12 protein-coding genes are annotated in these 13,892 nt (G+C 57.4%); 7 read left to right on the forward strand and 5 right to left on the reverse strand.

Annotated features, from left to right (window positions below; translation table 11 throughout):
* Nucleotides 1-33 precede the first annotated feature (33 nt).
* Nucleotides 34-1,422, forward strand: coding sequence for a multidrug transporter subunit MdtD (gene mdtD / locus WG219_19585; GenBank protein ID WXL25473.1), 1,389 nt, complete (start codon nt 34-36; stop codon nt 1,420-1,422).
* 4 nt (nt 1,423-1,426) lie between these two features.
* On the opposite strand, the gene WG219_19590 is transcribed toward mdtD, so the two are convergent.
* From WG219_19590 to pobA, 4 genes are all read right to left on the reverse strand, one after another.
* A complete protein-coding gene (locus WG219_19590; GenBank protein WXL25474.1) occupies nt 1,427-1,867 on the reverse strand; it encodes a hypothetical protein in 441 nt (146 codons plus the stop codon).
* Nucleotides 1,868-1,897: 30 nt separating this feature from the next.
* A complete protein-coding gene (locus WG219_19595; GenBank protein ID WXL25475.1) occupies nt 1,898-3,082 on the reverse strand; it encodes an NnrS family protein in 1,185 nt (394 codons plus the stop codon).
* Between the two features lie 253 nt (nt 3,083-3,335).
* A complete protein-coding gene (gene azu, locus WG219_19600; GenBank protein ID WXL25476.1) occupies nt 3,336-3,782 on the reverse strand; it encodes an azurin in 447 nt (148 codons plus the stop codon).
* 66 nt (nt 3,783-3,848) lie between these two features.
* Complete coding sequence (gene pobA, locus WG219_19605) at nt 3,849-5,036, reverse strand: 4-hydroxybenzoate 3-monooxygenase (GenBank protein ID WXL25477.1); 1,188 nt, start codon at nt 5,034-5,036, stop codon at nt 3,849-3,851.
* A 202-nt stretch (nt 5,037-5,238) separates the two neighbouring features.
* On the opposite strand from pobA, the gene WG219_19610 reads away from it, so the two are divergent.
* Both WG219_19610 and WG219_19615 read left to right on the forward strand, forming a co-directional pair.
* Complete coding sequence (locus WG219_19610; GenBank protein ID WXL25478.1) at nt 5,239-6,147, forward strand: helix-turn-helix domain-containing protein; 909 nt, start codon at nt 5,239-5,241, stop codon at nt 6,145-6,147.
* Between the two features lie 277 nt (nt 6,148-6,424).
* The gene (locus WG219_19615; protein WXL28054.1) at nt 6,425-7,249 is read left to right on the forward strand and encodes a transporter; all 825 of its coding nucleotides are present in this window, start codon (nt 6,425-6,427) and stop codon (nt 7,247-7,249) included.
* Between the two features lie 116 nt (nt 7,250-7,365).
* Here the strand turns inward: WG219_19615 and WG219_19620 are convergent, their stop codons facing one another.
* Entirely contained in the window at nt 7,366-9,222 is a 1,857-nt protein-coding gene (locus tag WG219_19620; protein WXL25479.1) for a sigma-54-dependent Fis family transcriptional regulator, read from the reverse strand.
* Nucleotides 9,223-9,666: 444 nt separating this feature from the next.
* On the opposite strand from WG219_19620, the gene pchA reads away from it, so the two are divergent.
* Genes pchA through WG219_19640 form a run of 4 tightly spaced genes read left to right on the forward strand, consistent with a single transcriptional unit; the run spans nt 9,667 to nt 13,783 of the window.
* Nucleotides 9,667-11,142: a 4-hydroxybenzaldehyde dehydrogenase gene (gene pchA, locus WG219_19625; GenBank protein ID WXL25480.1), complete on the forward strand. Its 1,476-nt coding sequence runs from the start codon at nt 9,667-9,669 to the stop codon at nt 11,140-11,142.
* Between the two features lie 30 nt (nt 11,143-11,172).
* The gene (locus tag WG219_19630; protein ID WXL25481.1) at nt 11,173-11,514 is read left to right on the forward strand and encodes a cytochrome c; all 342 of its coding nucleotides are present in this window, start codon (nt 11,173-11,175) and stop codon (nt 11,512-11,514) included.
* A gap of 11 nt (nt 11,515-11,525) precedes the next feature.
* Nucleotides 11,526-12,221, forward strand: coding sequence for a hypothetical protein (locus WG219_19635; GenBank protein WXL25482.1), 696 nt, complete (start codon nt 11,526-11,528; stop codon nt 12,219-12,221).
* Nucleotides 12,218-13,783 (forward strand): FAD-binding oxidoreductase, encoded by a 1,566-nt coding sequence (locus WG219_19640; protein WXL25483.1) that lies wholly within the window; start codon nt 12,218-12,220, stop codon nt 13,781-13,783. The genes WG219_19635 and WG219_19640 overlap by 4 nt, the downstream gene beginning before the upstream one ends.
* The last annotated feature ends 109 nt before the right edge of the window (nt 13,784-13,892 follow it).

The raw sequence follows: 13,892 nt of genomic DNA on the forward strand, positions 1-13,892 counted from the left end.
TTTCCCCCTCCACTGCCGTGCACAAGGTTAGACGTGACTGCTCAATCCATTCTTGATCCTCGCACTGCCCGAATGCTGCCCTGGCTGGTCGCTGTTGCGTTTTTCATGCAGGCACTGGATGGCACCATTCTCAATACCGCGCTGCCCGCAATCGCCCATGAACTGGGCGAAGACCCGTTGCGCATGCACGGCCTTGTGTTGGCGTATTTGGTTACCGTCGCCATTCTGATCCCGGCTTCGGGTTGGCTGGCCGACAAATACGGCACGCGGAGGGTGTTTTTCGGCGCCATATTGCTGTTCTGCACCGGCTCGCTCTTATGCACCTTTGCCGACACCTATGACAGCCTGCTGGTGTCGCGGGTGATTCAGGCCACCGGTGGCGCGATGATGATGCCTGTAGGCCGTTTGGTTGTACTGCGCGCCTACCCGCGTAGCGAGCTGGTCAGGATCATGGGCTTTGTCACCCTGCCCGGCCTGGTCGGCCCACTGATTGGCCCGACCATAGGCGGCTGGATGGTGGAGTACGCCAACTGGCGCTGGATCTTCGCCATTAACCTGCCCATTGGCCTGATCGGTGCAATCGCCAGTTACCGCTTGATGCCGAATTTGCGCCCGGAAAAGTCCTGGTCCTTCGACTTTGTCGGTTTCGCCCTGTTTGGTGCACTCACGCTATCGGTCATCTTCACCCTGGAAACACTGGCCCATCCTAGTGTTGTGCAGCCTTATTGGATGGTCATCAGCGGCGTGGTTGCCCTGGTGTTGTATTACCTGCATGCCTCACGCAAAAAACACCCGCTGTTCAGCCTGAGTTTGTTCAAAGTTCCCAGTTTCACCGTTGGTATTCTGGGCAACCTGCTCTCGCGCTTGGGCAGCTCTGCTATGCCGTTCGTAACCCCGCTGATGATGCAAGTCGGGCTGGGTTACTCACCGTCTGTAGCTGGCATGAGCATGATCCCGCTGACCCTGGCCGGGATGGCCAGTAAACCCCTGCTGACCTGGCTGATCAAACGCTTCGGCTATCGCTACGTGCTGGCCTGCAACACGTTCGTTCAGGGCTTCATGATTGCCGCCATGTCGCTGATCACTGCGGATACTCACCTGGCCTGGCTGCTCCTGCTGCTTTCACTGATTGGTATGTCGATGTACATCCAGTTCACAGCCCTGAGCACCTTTACCCTGACTGACTTGGACAGCCAACAAGCCAGCAGCGGTACCAGCTTGATGTCGGTCACTATCCAGCTGGCCATTGGCCTTGCGGTTTCGACGGCAGGTGCCTTCCTGACCCTGTTTAACCCGGCTGAAGGGGCACTGCCGCAAGACACCGTGATGGATGCCTTCGCCTATACCTACATCGGGCTGGGCGTATTCAGTGTGTTCACTACGCTGCTGTTCCTCTACAAGCCCAAGCCCCGTGCGTGCTGATCGTTCAAACGTTCAGCACGAACATCGCCTTGGCAAGGCATAGGATTAACAGCATCTGGGCCAACACACTGAGGTGAATCCGGCGTGAGCGGACAGGCGTCATTCGTCCGCTACGCATGAGGAACACCACCAACAGAAAGTGCCCGAGAATACTCACCGCCAGCAGAATCTTCAGGCTCATCAACAGGCCCAGGCTGCTGGCGAATGGATCCTGCAGCAGCGCCCGATACTCCCAGGCCAGCCCCACGCCCGCGCCATACAGCGCCAGCACCACCCAATGCATCACCTTACGGGCCCGCTGCCCTAAGGCTTTGGATAAACGCTCACGGGGCTCGGCCTCCAGCTGTCTGGCGGCACGGGAGAGAATCATCACCTCAAAAAACACCCCGCCGATAAAGAACGCTGCAGCCCCCAGGTGGATGATATTCAGCAGTAAGTACGTCACGGCTCGACTCCCTCCATAAGCGCAACAGGTTTACCCCGGATGACCATCCACACGGGTTTTGCACAACATCGGGCCATAGCAGAGCACAAACTGTAAAAACGCCAGCGACCAGCCCACTGCCGCCAGCCACAAGGCCGTTGAGTAATCCAACGACACCCCGAACACCCGCGCCATAGCGGCCAGATTGAGTAAGACGAAAGCCAGCGAAAAGGCCGTTGGCAGTTGCAATGGCCGTCCTGTGTGCCCCAGTGACACCCGCGCCAGCATGGCCAGAATCAGCCCGCCCATGGCACCAACAGTCAGCGCATGCAGCGCCTGACTGGGCGCGATCTGCGCACCAAAATTCCACGCAGCCAAACCCGCGCACGCCACCACCAGCCACGCATAAGCGATGTGCAATGACCACAACAATGGCACCCGCAAAAAACCGGCATCAAACCAACGCACCAGCCTCACTGCATGCCCTACCCCCAGCAGAGCAAACAGCACTCCGGCTGACCAGTGCGCGTCGTGCATCAACCCTAGCGCGGTGAGCGCAGCGATCAGCACACTGCCAATCAACAAAAACCAGTCCAACCACGGCCAAGCCGTCACCTGATGTGTTCGCCCCAGCCCGCGCTGAGTGAAGAAAGGAATCACCCGGCCACCAATCAGGCTCATCATTCCACTGACCAGCCACACAGCAGCCAAAACGCCCTGTCGCTGCCACGCCTCATTGCCAGCCTGAACCCCCAACAGTGTCAGCACATCGCTGGCACAGAGCAGCAACAACAGGAACACCGTCGGATAATTACGCACTTGGCGGGCCCGCCACAGCATCCGCCCCAGAACACAGGCCACTGCCAACAGAAACAGTGCATTGAGCACCAGCAGCGAGATTTCATCCACCCACCAGGCCAGACGCGCCAATAACCAGAGCAACACCAACCCAGCCAGAGGCCAACCTGACACACTGTGCTGCCCGGTCCAGGTCTGGGCGGCCGTCAACAGAAAGCCTGCAATGATTGCCCCGGCAAAACCGAATACCAACTCATGCCGGTGCCATGCCAGCCAGCCACCAGCCGGAGCCGTCAGTGCAGCAACACCACTGAGCTCAAGCACCCACACTGGCACCGCCACCAAGGCCAGCAAAGCCCCCAAGAGAAAGAACGGACGGAAACTCAAACGCAGCACAGCCGGTATTGCCATGGCCTTACGCTTGTCGCTGATCTGCATCGTGCCTCCCGCATTCATGCCTCACCACAGACGACACAACAAGCGCCGCCTAAACGAACGCATCATTAACGAAGCCGGTCAGGCGACCATGATTTAAATCAATTTCGGGAAAATTTTGTGGCACGCAGGCCGCATGGGCAGGCAGAAGCCCGTAAAGCAGAGGAAGGAACGAAGGGGGGAAGAAACAGGACTTGAGGTAGGCAAGGCTACCTCAAGTGTGCAAACCCTGTTCAGACGAACAGAGTACTGGTGATTACTTGAATACCAGGGTGCCTTTCATCAGAGCCACGTGGCCTGGGAAGGTGCAATAGAAGGTGTAGTTCTCACCTTCTTTAAGCTTGCTGGTATCAAAAGTCACAGAGTCTTTCTCGCCACCACCAATGACCTTGGTGTGAGCGATAACGCGGGTGTCACCAGCCTTAACGTATTGATTGGCAGCGCCAGCGCTCATGCCCTCAGTCACAACGCCCTGCTGATCAGCAGCGGTGCTGATTACCAGGTTGTGGCCCATTACCGTAGCCGGCATGGTGCCAGTGTGGTTCAGGTTGACGGTGAACTGTTTGCAGGACTTATCAACAACAATGTTGTCTGTGCTGAAACGCATTTGGTCGGTGCTGTCTACAGTAACGGCGCACTCGGCGGCCATCAGACTTGTGCTGCTCAGTACCAGCAGGGAAGCTGCCAGACATTGACGGATCATGGGAAATCCTCTGATTCGCTAATGGGATTAATTGGCTGTCGACGTGTGTATCGACAGCCAGATGAATCACTCGATTGCTTCGTAGGGCAGGCCCACGTAGTTCTCGGCGATGTTGACCAAACCGGCATGGGAATTCAGGTAATACTCACGGTCGGCTTGCTGCATCTTTTGATCCCAAGCGTCCTTATGGCCATCAAAGTCATGCAGCAGATTTGTCATGAACCAGCTGAAACGCTCGCCTTTCCATATGCGACGCAATGCCAGTTCAGAATATTTATCCAGCAGGTCGGTACGGCCGTCAGTGTAGACCTTAACGAGGATGCGGTACAAATAGCACACATCCGAGGCAGCCAAGTTCAAGCCTTTAGCCCCTGTTGGCGGCACGATATGCGCAGCATCACCGACCATGAACAGTTTGCCGTACTGCATCGGCTCGACGACGTAGCTACGCAGCGGCGCAATGCTCTTCTCAAGTGACGGGCCAGTCTGCAAGTTATCAGCAACAGACTGCGGCAGGCGCGACTTCAGGGTGTCCCAGAAACGCTCATCAGACCAGTCTTCAACTTTGTCAGTCAGCGGCACTTGCAGGTAGTAGCGGCTGCGCGTGTTAGAACGCTGGCTGCACAGTACAAAGCCATCTTCGTGGTGTGCGTAGATCAGCTCGTGGTTGCATGGTGGTGTGTCAGACAGCAGGCCCAACCAACCGAACGGATACACACGCTCATAGTGGGTCAGCAGCTCAGCCGGAATGCTCTGACGGGCAACACCGTGGAAACCATCGCAACCAGCAATGTAGTCGCAGTCCAGGCGGAAGGTTTCGCCGTCTTTTTCGTACGTCACATAAGGCTTATCAGCCTTCATGTCGTGAGGCTTTACGTTCTCAGCGCAGTAGATGGTCGTCAGGCCAGCAGCTGCACGGGCCTCCATCAGGTCGCGGGTCACTTCGGTCTGGCCGTAGACCATTACAGTCTTGCCACCGGTGAGCTCTTTAAGGTCGATGCGCACGCGCTTGCCACCCACCAGCAGCTCAACGCCGTCATGAACCAGGCCTTCAGCGTCCATACGCTCAGATACGCCTGCTTCACGCAGCATATCCACTGTGCCCTGCTCCAAAACGCCTGCACGGATACGGCCCAGAACGTACTCCCCGGTTTGGCGCTCCAGAATGACGTTGTCGATGCCCGCTTTATGCAGCAGCTGACCCAGCAGAAGGCCGGACGGACCGGCACCAATAATCGCAACCTGAGTTTTCATCTTGTAATTTCCCGCTTTGATTTAGCCGTCACACGCAATGCTTCCGGCTGGGGTGTTTAATACTCCCCTGCATTTTTGCCAAAAGCCTGGCCCTGTTAAGGTTAAAATCGGGCAATAAAATGTACTTTTCGAAAATTCGTGCGATTATCGAATTATTTTGTGGCGCACTTATCATGCGCATCCCAAGGGGCCTATACGACTAATGGATAAGACCAAAACGCCGATCCCGGTATTCAAGCTCTATGGGGAAAACCAGGGTTGGCCGACCCCTGATTTGATCCATTGCGAGACCATTTCCAGTCGCAGCAGCAAGCACCACTGGGAGATTCAGTCGCATCAGCACGCCGACCTTTATCAGCTGTTCTACTTCCGCCATGGCGTGTGTCAGGCCGAGATTGAAGGCACCCGCCAAGAAATCAGTGAGCCCTCTGTCCAGGTCGTGCCCGCCATGTTCGTCCATGGCTTTCAGTTTTCTGATGACATAGATGGCTACGTGCTGACCCTGGCGGCTCCACTGGTCACCCGGCTTGAAGCAGAGTTAGACCCTAAACTCAGCACAGCAGCCTGCTACCCCGTGCGGGAATGGGGTCAACAACTGGACACACTGTTTGCAGTGCTGCAAAAAGAATACGAAGGCGCTGACATGGCGCGGGACACGCTCCTGCAAGCCATGGTCAATGCCCTGGCCGTATGGCTGGCGCGACAACGCAAGCGCACCGCTCCGGTGAACAACAGCGATGACCGCGGTCGTGACTATATGGTGGCGTTCCTGAACCTCATCGAAAAACACTACCGCGAACACTGGTCAGTGGAGCGTTATGCACACCACATCGGTCTGTCGAGCACCTACCTGAACAACCTCTGCCGCCAGTTCACCGGTCACAGCGCGCTGCAAGTGACTCATCAGCGCTTATTGCTGGAGGCCAAGCGCAACCTGATCTACACCACGATGTCCATTGCCCAGATTGCCGATGCACTGGGTTTTGTTGACCCGGCGTATTTCTCACGCTTCTTCAAACGCGTCAGCGGCCAGACCGCCAACAGCTTCCGTCGGCAACGTCCAAACGCCGAGGAAGTGTCGATAGATTTAAACAGCGAAGAATTTCATTAACAGAATCCGCAACCCAACGCCGCGGCGAAGCACATTGCCCGAGTCAAAACGTCGCAACCCCGCGATTTAGCGCAGGGTTTCAGTTTTATTGCACTTGGCGCGATCTTTGAAAGCAGGCCCCACGCTTATAAAAAACAAATGGGCCTAACCAATGCACTCTTCTAAAAAAATCAGCTCCACTTCTGTGCGCCTGAAAAAACTTGCTGCTGCCACCCTGCTCACCACTGCCGTAGCCGGCGGCGCAAACGCCACCGAGGGCGGCCTGTCCTCTTGGCCGATGGGCATTGAAATTTTCGGTATGGGCATCCTGCCTCCTGCTGGCACCTACGGCCAAATCTTCGCGGGCAACTACACCGCCGATACCGTGCGGGACAATGCAGGCAACAAAGCTGCTGAAATCGACCTGCGCGTGACCAGCATCGTGCCTCGTTTTGTCTGGGTAACAGAGCAAAAAGTACTGGGCGGCGACCTCGGCTTCCACGCCCTGCTGCCGCTGAACGACATGCGCCTGAACATCAAAAACGGCGGCCCACACGACCATAAGCGCGGCATTGGTGACATGCACTTGGGCCCGGTTGTTGGCTTCCACCTGAGCGATAAACTGCACATCGCCACAGGTGTTGATTTCGTTCTGCCTACCGGCAGCTACGACGAAGACGACATCATCAACCTGGGTAACAACTACTACACCGTACAGGGCGTGTTCGCACTGACCCACATGGACCCGAACGGCTTCAACGCCGACATGCGTCTGATGTACGACTACAACTTCGAAAACAAAGACACCAACTACACCTCCGGCCAGGAACTGCACTTGGACTACACCCTGGGTTGGGGCTTGGGTAATGGCTGGGTAGTGGGCGTTGGCGGCCACGCTTACACCCAAATCAGCGACGACAAGTGCAGCTACTCCAACTGCGCCTCCGCAGCTGCTGTAGACGCCACCGGCGGCAACCGCGGCCGCACCCTGTCGATCGGCCCTGCGTTCCAGTACGCAAGCAAAGACGGCTGGCTGTTCAGCGCCAAGTGGCAAGAAGAAACCGGCGTACGCAACCGCGCCGAAGGCCAGACCTACTGGTTCAAATTCACCACCCCGCTCTAAGCGCCCGGTGAATCAAAAAGCCCCTGTCAGCGTGAGCTGGCAGGGGCTTTTTAAGGGCTCTGTGGCCTGGATTAGCCCGCAAGGACGTAATCCGGGTTTCGTTGCCCGTTGACAACCTACTTCTGCGACTTGATCCGGTAACTCACCTGCGCCCGGCTCATGCCGAGCATTTGTGCAGCGGCGGTGATGTTGCCGTCTGACTTTTCCAGGGCCAGGCGGATGAGCATGGTCTCGACATCTTCCAGCGTGGTGCCCAGTTCGCGGCGCTGGCCGCTGACGAAGGCGCGCAGGTTATCCAGCGCTGTTTCTGCGCCGAACAGTTCTTCTTCAGTCGGTACATCACTCTGCCCGGCCTGAGTCTGCTCAGGCACCTGCTGCAGTGTGGGTGCCGCTTGCAGACGGCCCGCGGAGGTGAGGCCGGACGGCGAGGCGAAGCTTTCTTTATTGCCCAAGGTGATGTGTTTGAGGTCCATGGCCTCGCCTTCATCACAGGTGATCACACCCCGCTCGATCAGGTTTTGCAGCTCGCGGATGTTGCCCGGGAAGGTGTGGGTCAACAGTACGTTGACCAGGCGCGTGGTAAAGCCGGGGATGTGCTTCTCGTAGCGCTGAGTAAAGCGCCGCAGGAAGTAGTTCATCAGCGGCTGAATGTCTTCACGACGCTCACGCAGCGGCGGCAGGTGGATCGGGTAGACATTGAGGCGATAGAACAGGTCTTCACGGAATCGCCCGGCCGCGACTTCTCCACGCAGGTTAACGTGGGTCGCAGCGATCACACGCACATCCACCTTAATGGAGGTATTACCGCCGACACGCTCGATTTCACCCTCCTGCAAAGCGCGCAGGATCTTGCTCTGGGCATTAAGGCTGAGGCTGCCGATTTCATCCAGAAACAAAGTGCCGCCATCGGCCCGTTCAAAGCGGCCAGGGCGAGAACGCTCGGCACCGGTAAAGGCGCCGCGCTCAACGCCGAACAGTTCGGCCTCAACCAGGTTTTCCGGCAGGTTGGCGCAGTTCAGGGCCACCCATGGTTTTTCACTGCGGCGACTGTGCTGATGCAAGGTTTGGGCGAAAAACTCCTTACCCACGCCGGACTCACCAGTGAGCAGTACGGTCGCCTGTGTGGGCGCGACTTTTTCCAATAACTGGCGAGCAGCAATAAAGCCAGATGAGCCACCGACCATTTCAGCGGACAGATCCACTTCGTACTCCGAAGCCATCATGTCATCGTCGCTGTTTTGTACGGGGTGGTTGCTCTCGCTGAGGAACGCTTCGGCATCCAGCCAAGCCAGTTCTGCGGACACATCCTCCCACTGATTGGCAGGCTTACCGACAATGCGGCAGGCCGCGTGCCCGCATCCGCAACATTCAAGCTCTCGGAAGACGATAAGGCGCCCAGACAGCGATGAGGCGTATCCACTGGCATAACCGATGGACATCCAGCACACCGCATCATCACTCAGCCCGTAGGCAGCCAGATGCTCATCCGCCTCCAGCGAGTTGAGCCAGAGAAACTCGGAGTAAAAGTGGCCGATGCTGTTGTCGATCTCGAAGCGCACGGCTTCAACGTTAACCATGCCCTCAAGCATGTGTAGGCGAGGCCCTGCGCTATATAACGCAGTGTGATCGCCCTCTGGCCACTGTTCGGCCACCTGCGCCGCATCCCTCGCGCCAGCCTGCCAGCCCAACCGGGTGAGCAGGCCACGAGCCTTTTCCTTGCCCATGGACTTAATCAGCTCGCAGCGCATAGCGCCAAATGCCGAGCCTTGTAGAAGCATCATGCGTTGGCCACACAGCCAGATAAATCCGTCTTGTGGGGCAAAGGCTACCGTTTCTGCCAACTGCTCTGCGTTGGGAAAACCGCTGTCTTGAAACTGACTACTGCGGTTGACCAACAAGCGTTTTTTTCGGCTAAGCAGACGAGTAATGAAGTCTTCTTCAGAGCCGGAATTCGGGGGAGTTGAACGCGGCATAAGGTCTCTTTTCTCTGGCCTTAAATTCAGCAGCAATAGTTGGCCAGGCAATGATTCGGGTCAATGCAAGTCCGGCCATTCACTACTAATGCGTCCGATTAACGCACGTAATCAGTGAATTTTTGTAGGGTTTTCGTCCGAGCGTAAAAATTCTCAATAATTTCCTGCACCACCTCCGCCACCGCCACGACCTAATCTCTGCCATCAAAACCGGCAAAACCTTGCCAGCACTGACCTGCGTCAATTTCGCGCAGTTAAAACAGGAACAGGCATGCTTCTTGATACAGGGCCAACGGAAGCACCGTAGCTGCGACCTTTAGCCCCACAGGGGAGAAAGGGTCAGTCATTACCGCATCAATGAGGGGGCTATCAGCGCATGGCAACTCGTATTGAGACGGCTTTAACAGGCTACTTCGAATTAGAAAAAAACGGAGGAGTAACTCCATGTCCACACGTCCTGCTGCCTACGAAAACCTTGAGCTGCAACCTATTGCTGGTCAGTGGCGCGCTGGTTCTTCCAGCCGTACCCTGAGTGTGCTCAATCCATTCAACAACGCTGAGCTGCTGACCATTCCACTGGCCACCCGTGAAGACCTCAATGAGGCTTACGAAGCGGCTCGCACTGCACAGCAGGCATGGGCTGAAACCGGCCCGGCACAGCGCGCAGCGATCATGGTGAAAGCGGTCGAAATCTTCGATCAGCGCCATGAGGAAATCGTTGAGTGGATCATTCGTGAATCAGGCAGCACCCGTATCAAGGCTGAAATCGAGTGGGGTGCGGCACGCGCTATTACTCTGGAGTCGGCCAGCCTGGCAAGCCGCGTCCATGGCCGCATCATGGCCTCTAACGTACCGGGTAAAGAAAACCGCGTTTACCGCGAAGCACTGGGCGTGATTGGCGTTATCAGCCCGTGGAACTTCCCGCTGCACCTGACTGCACGCTCGGCTTCCCCTGCTCTGGCCCTGGGCAACGCAGTTGTGGTCAAACCTGCGAGCGATACTCCAGTGACTGGCGGCCTGCTGCTGGCACGTATTTTCGAAGAAGCTGGCCTACCTAAAGGCGTACTGAACGTGGTTGTGGGTTCCGGCGCAGAAATCGGTGATGCCTTTGTTGAGCATCCGGTTCCGGCATTCATCTCCTTTACGGGTTCAACTCAGGTTGGTCGCAACATCGGCCGTATCGCCAGCGGCGGTCAGCACCTGAAGCATGTGGCGCTGGAACTGGGCGGCAACAGCCCGTTCGTGGTTCTGGCTGACGCGGACCTGGACCAGGCCGTTAACGCAGCAGTGGTGGGCAAATTCCTGCACCAGGGCCAAATCTGCATGGCGATCAACCGCATCATCGTTGAACAGCCGCTGTACGAAGCGTTCTGCGAGCGTTATGCCGCCCGCGTTAAAACCCTGCAATACGGTGATCCGAGCGACCCGAAAACCGTGGTTGGCCCGGTCATCAACAGCAAACAGCTTGATGGTCTGAAAGAGAAGATCACCACTGCCAAAGCCGAAGGCGCCAAGGTGCTGGTTGAGGCTGAGCCGCAAGGCAACGTCATGCCGCCGCACGTGTTTGCTGACGTCACCGCCGACATGGACATCGCCCGCGAAGAAATCTTCGGCCCACTGGTAGGCATTCAGTGCGCCCGCGACGAAGCCCACGCACTTGAACTGGCCAACATGAGCGAATACGGCCTGTCCAGCGCTGTGTTCACCCAGAACCTGGACCGTGGTGTGCGCTTTGCCCGTCGTATTCACGCTGGCATGACTCACATCAACGACATCCCGGTCAACGACGAACCAAACGCCCCGTTTGGTGGTGAGAAGAACTCCGGTCTTGGCCGCTTCAACGGCGACTGGGCTATCGACGAGTTCACCACGGATCACTGGATTTCGGTGCAACACCAGCCACGTCACTACCCTTTTTAAACCGTGTCTTATAAAAACCAGGAGCACCACATGTTCCAGCTGAAAAAAAGCGCGTTGCGTGGCAGTGCCATCGCAGCCTGCCTTGCACTGCCAATGGCCCTGATGAGCACTACCGCCTCTGCTGATGGCGATGGTGTCTGGAAAGGCGGCGCGAACGTTTACGCGAAAGTGTGCGGCCACTGCCACGACGCGGGCGTAGGCCCGGTGATCAAAGGTCGCCAACTGCCGCCTGAGTACATTCAGGCGATCGTCCGTAACGGCTTCCGCGCGATGCCTGCCTTCACTGCGTCCTACATCGACGATAAGTCGCTGCAGCAGGTTGCCGAGTACATCCAGAAGTCTCCGGCTCCGGCTGCTGTAGCCAAACCTTGAGGAGTGACGCTATGAACGTCGCACGTCGTACTCTTCTCAAAGGGGCTGCCGTCAGCGGTCTGTCCGTTGCTGCACTGAGCGCCTCGGGCCTCTCTGTAGCCTCTGGCTTGCTGCGTGATTCGGCTCGCCCGTCGCTGGCGTTGGTCAGTGGCAATGCGGCTGAAGCTGCCTTCCTGCTGGGCGCACGTAACGCTCAGAGCGCTATCCAGGTTCAGCGTACGGATCTGGATGCTGCCTACATGCAGGCACTGGCCGCTCAACTGGCCAGCCCGCAGCAGCAGCGCATCATCGGTCTGGTGGATGATGCCAGTGCCACGCTGATTCTGGATCTGGCCCGCAGTGCCGGTGCCCGTGTTCAGTGGGTCGGCCTGCATGCGGCTGACAGCAAAGGCTCGCGCCACGAGCTGCTCAGCGCCGATAGCAGCGACAGCTGCGCACTGCGCCTCGGCCACCAGCTGAGCAGCTGCGGTGCAGCCTTCACCCTGCGTGAACAGCGTCAGGGCGAACAGCGCCTGAACCTTGATCTGGCCATCAACGCCAAGCGCACTGACGCAGCCGATCAATGGGCTGCCACCCTGGGCCATGTACTGGCTTCAGCCGGACGCACCGACGCAGGCAATGCGCCACGCATCAGCAATCAAAACAAGCCGCTTCGCGGCCATTTCGTTTCGTTCTCGATCGAGTCCGGAAGGAGTCATAACGTATGACCGAGCAAAATACCCAACTGCTGCCTAAGGGCGTAGACGCTGCCAACTTCGAACAGGCCGTTGCCAAGTTCCGCAAGCTGGTCGGCGATGAAAACGTACTGGTTAAGAACGAGCAACTCGTCCCGTACAACAAGATCATGATGTCCACCGAGAACGAAAACCACACGCCTTCGGCGGCAGTTACTGCCCTGAGCGTTGAGCACGTTCAAGGTGTGGTGAAGATCTGTAACGAGCACAAGATTCCGGTGTGGACCATCTCCACCGGCCGTAACTTCGGTTATGGTTCCGCTGCCCCAGGCCAGCGCGGCCAGGTCATCCTTGACCTGAAGAAGATGAACAAGATTCTTCACATCGACCCAGAGCTGTGCACCGCTCTGGTTGAGCCGGGCGTGACCTACGGCCAGCTGTACGATTACATCCAGGAAAACAACCTGCCGCTGATGCTGTCCTTCTCGGCACCGTCGGCCATCGCCGGCCCCCTGGGCAACACCATGGACCGTGGCGTGGGTTACACCCCGTACGGCGAACACTTCCTGATGCAGTGCGGTATGGAAGTGGTTCTGGCCAACGGTGACGTGTACCGCACCGGTATGGGTGGCGTTAAAGGCGACAACGCCTGGCAAGTGTTCAAGTGGGGTTACGGCCCGACACTGGACGGTATGTTCACTCAGGCCAACTACGGTATCTGCACCAAGATGGGCTTCTGGCTGATGCCGAAACCACCGGTGATGATGCCGCTGGAAATCAAATTCCCGAAAGAGACCGATATCAACGACATCGTTGAATTCATCCGTCCGCTGCGTATCGCTCAGATCATCCCGAACTCGGTCGTTATCGCCGGTACCCTTTGGGAAGCTGCGGCTGCTGGCGTACGTCGCTCTGACTACATCACTGAGCCGGGTGCCACTCCAGACGCAGTGATCCAGAAGATCCGCGACGACAAAGACATGGGTGCATGGAACGTCTATGCGTGCCTGTACGGCACCCAGGAGCAGGTTGACGTTAACCTGAAGATCGTTAAAGGCGCGTTGGCTCAACTGGGCAAAGGCAAGCTGTACACCGAGAAAGAATCCGCCGGTAAGCAGCCGTTCAAATACCGCTCCGAGATGATGAAAGGCATCCCGAACCTGCAAGAATTTGGTCTGTACAACTGGCGTGGGGGCGGTGGCTCCATGTGGTTCGCCCCAGTCAGCCAAGCGCGCGGCAGCGAATGTGACAAGCAGTACTCACTTGCCAAGAGCATCCTTAACAAACATGGCCTGGACTACGTCGGTGAGTTCATTGTGGGCTGGCGTGACATGCACCACGTGATCGACGTGCTGTTTGACCGCACCAACCCGGAAGAGCTGAAGCGCGCTGATGCTTGCTTCAACGAACTGCTGGACGAGTTCGAGAAGCGCGGCTACGCGGTATACCGCGTTAACCCGCACTTCCAGGATCGTGTTGCACAGAGCTACGGTACGGTTAAGCGCAAACTTGAGCACACCCTCAAGCGTGCACTGGACCCGAACAACATCCTGGCTCCGGGCAAATCAGGTATCGACCTGAACAACGACTTCTAAGCAGTACCAACCTCGCCGGGTCCCTCCGGCGAGGTTGTATTGAGCGCTCGTAACCTGAGCCTCAGCCAGGACTTCAATCCAATGGAAATGGCAACTTAAACCTGCCGGG

Source organism: Pseudomonas mendocina (assembly GCA_037482215.1).
Lineage (GTDB): Bacteria > Pseudomonadota > Gammaproteobacteria > Pseudomonadales > Pseudomonadaceae > Aquipseudomonas > Aquipseudomonas mendocina_E.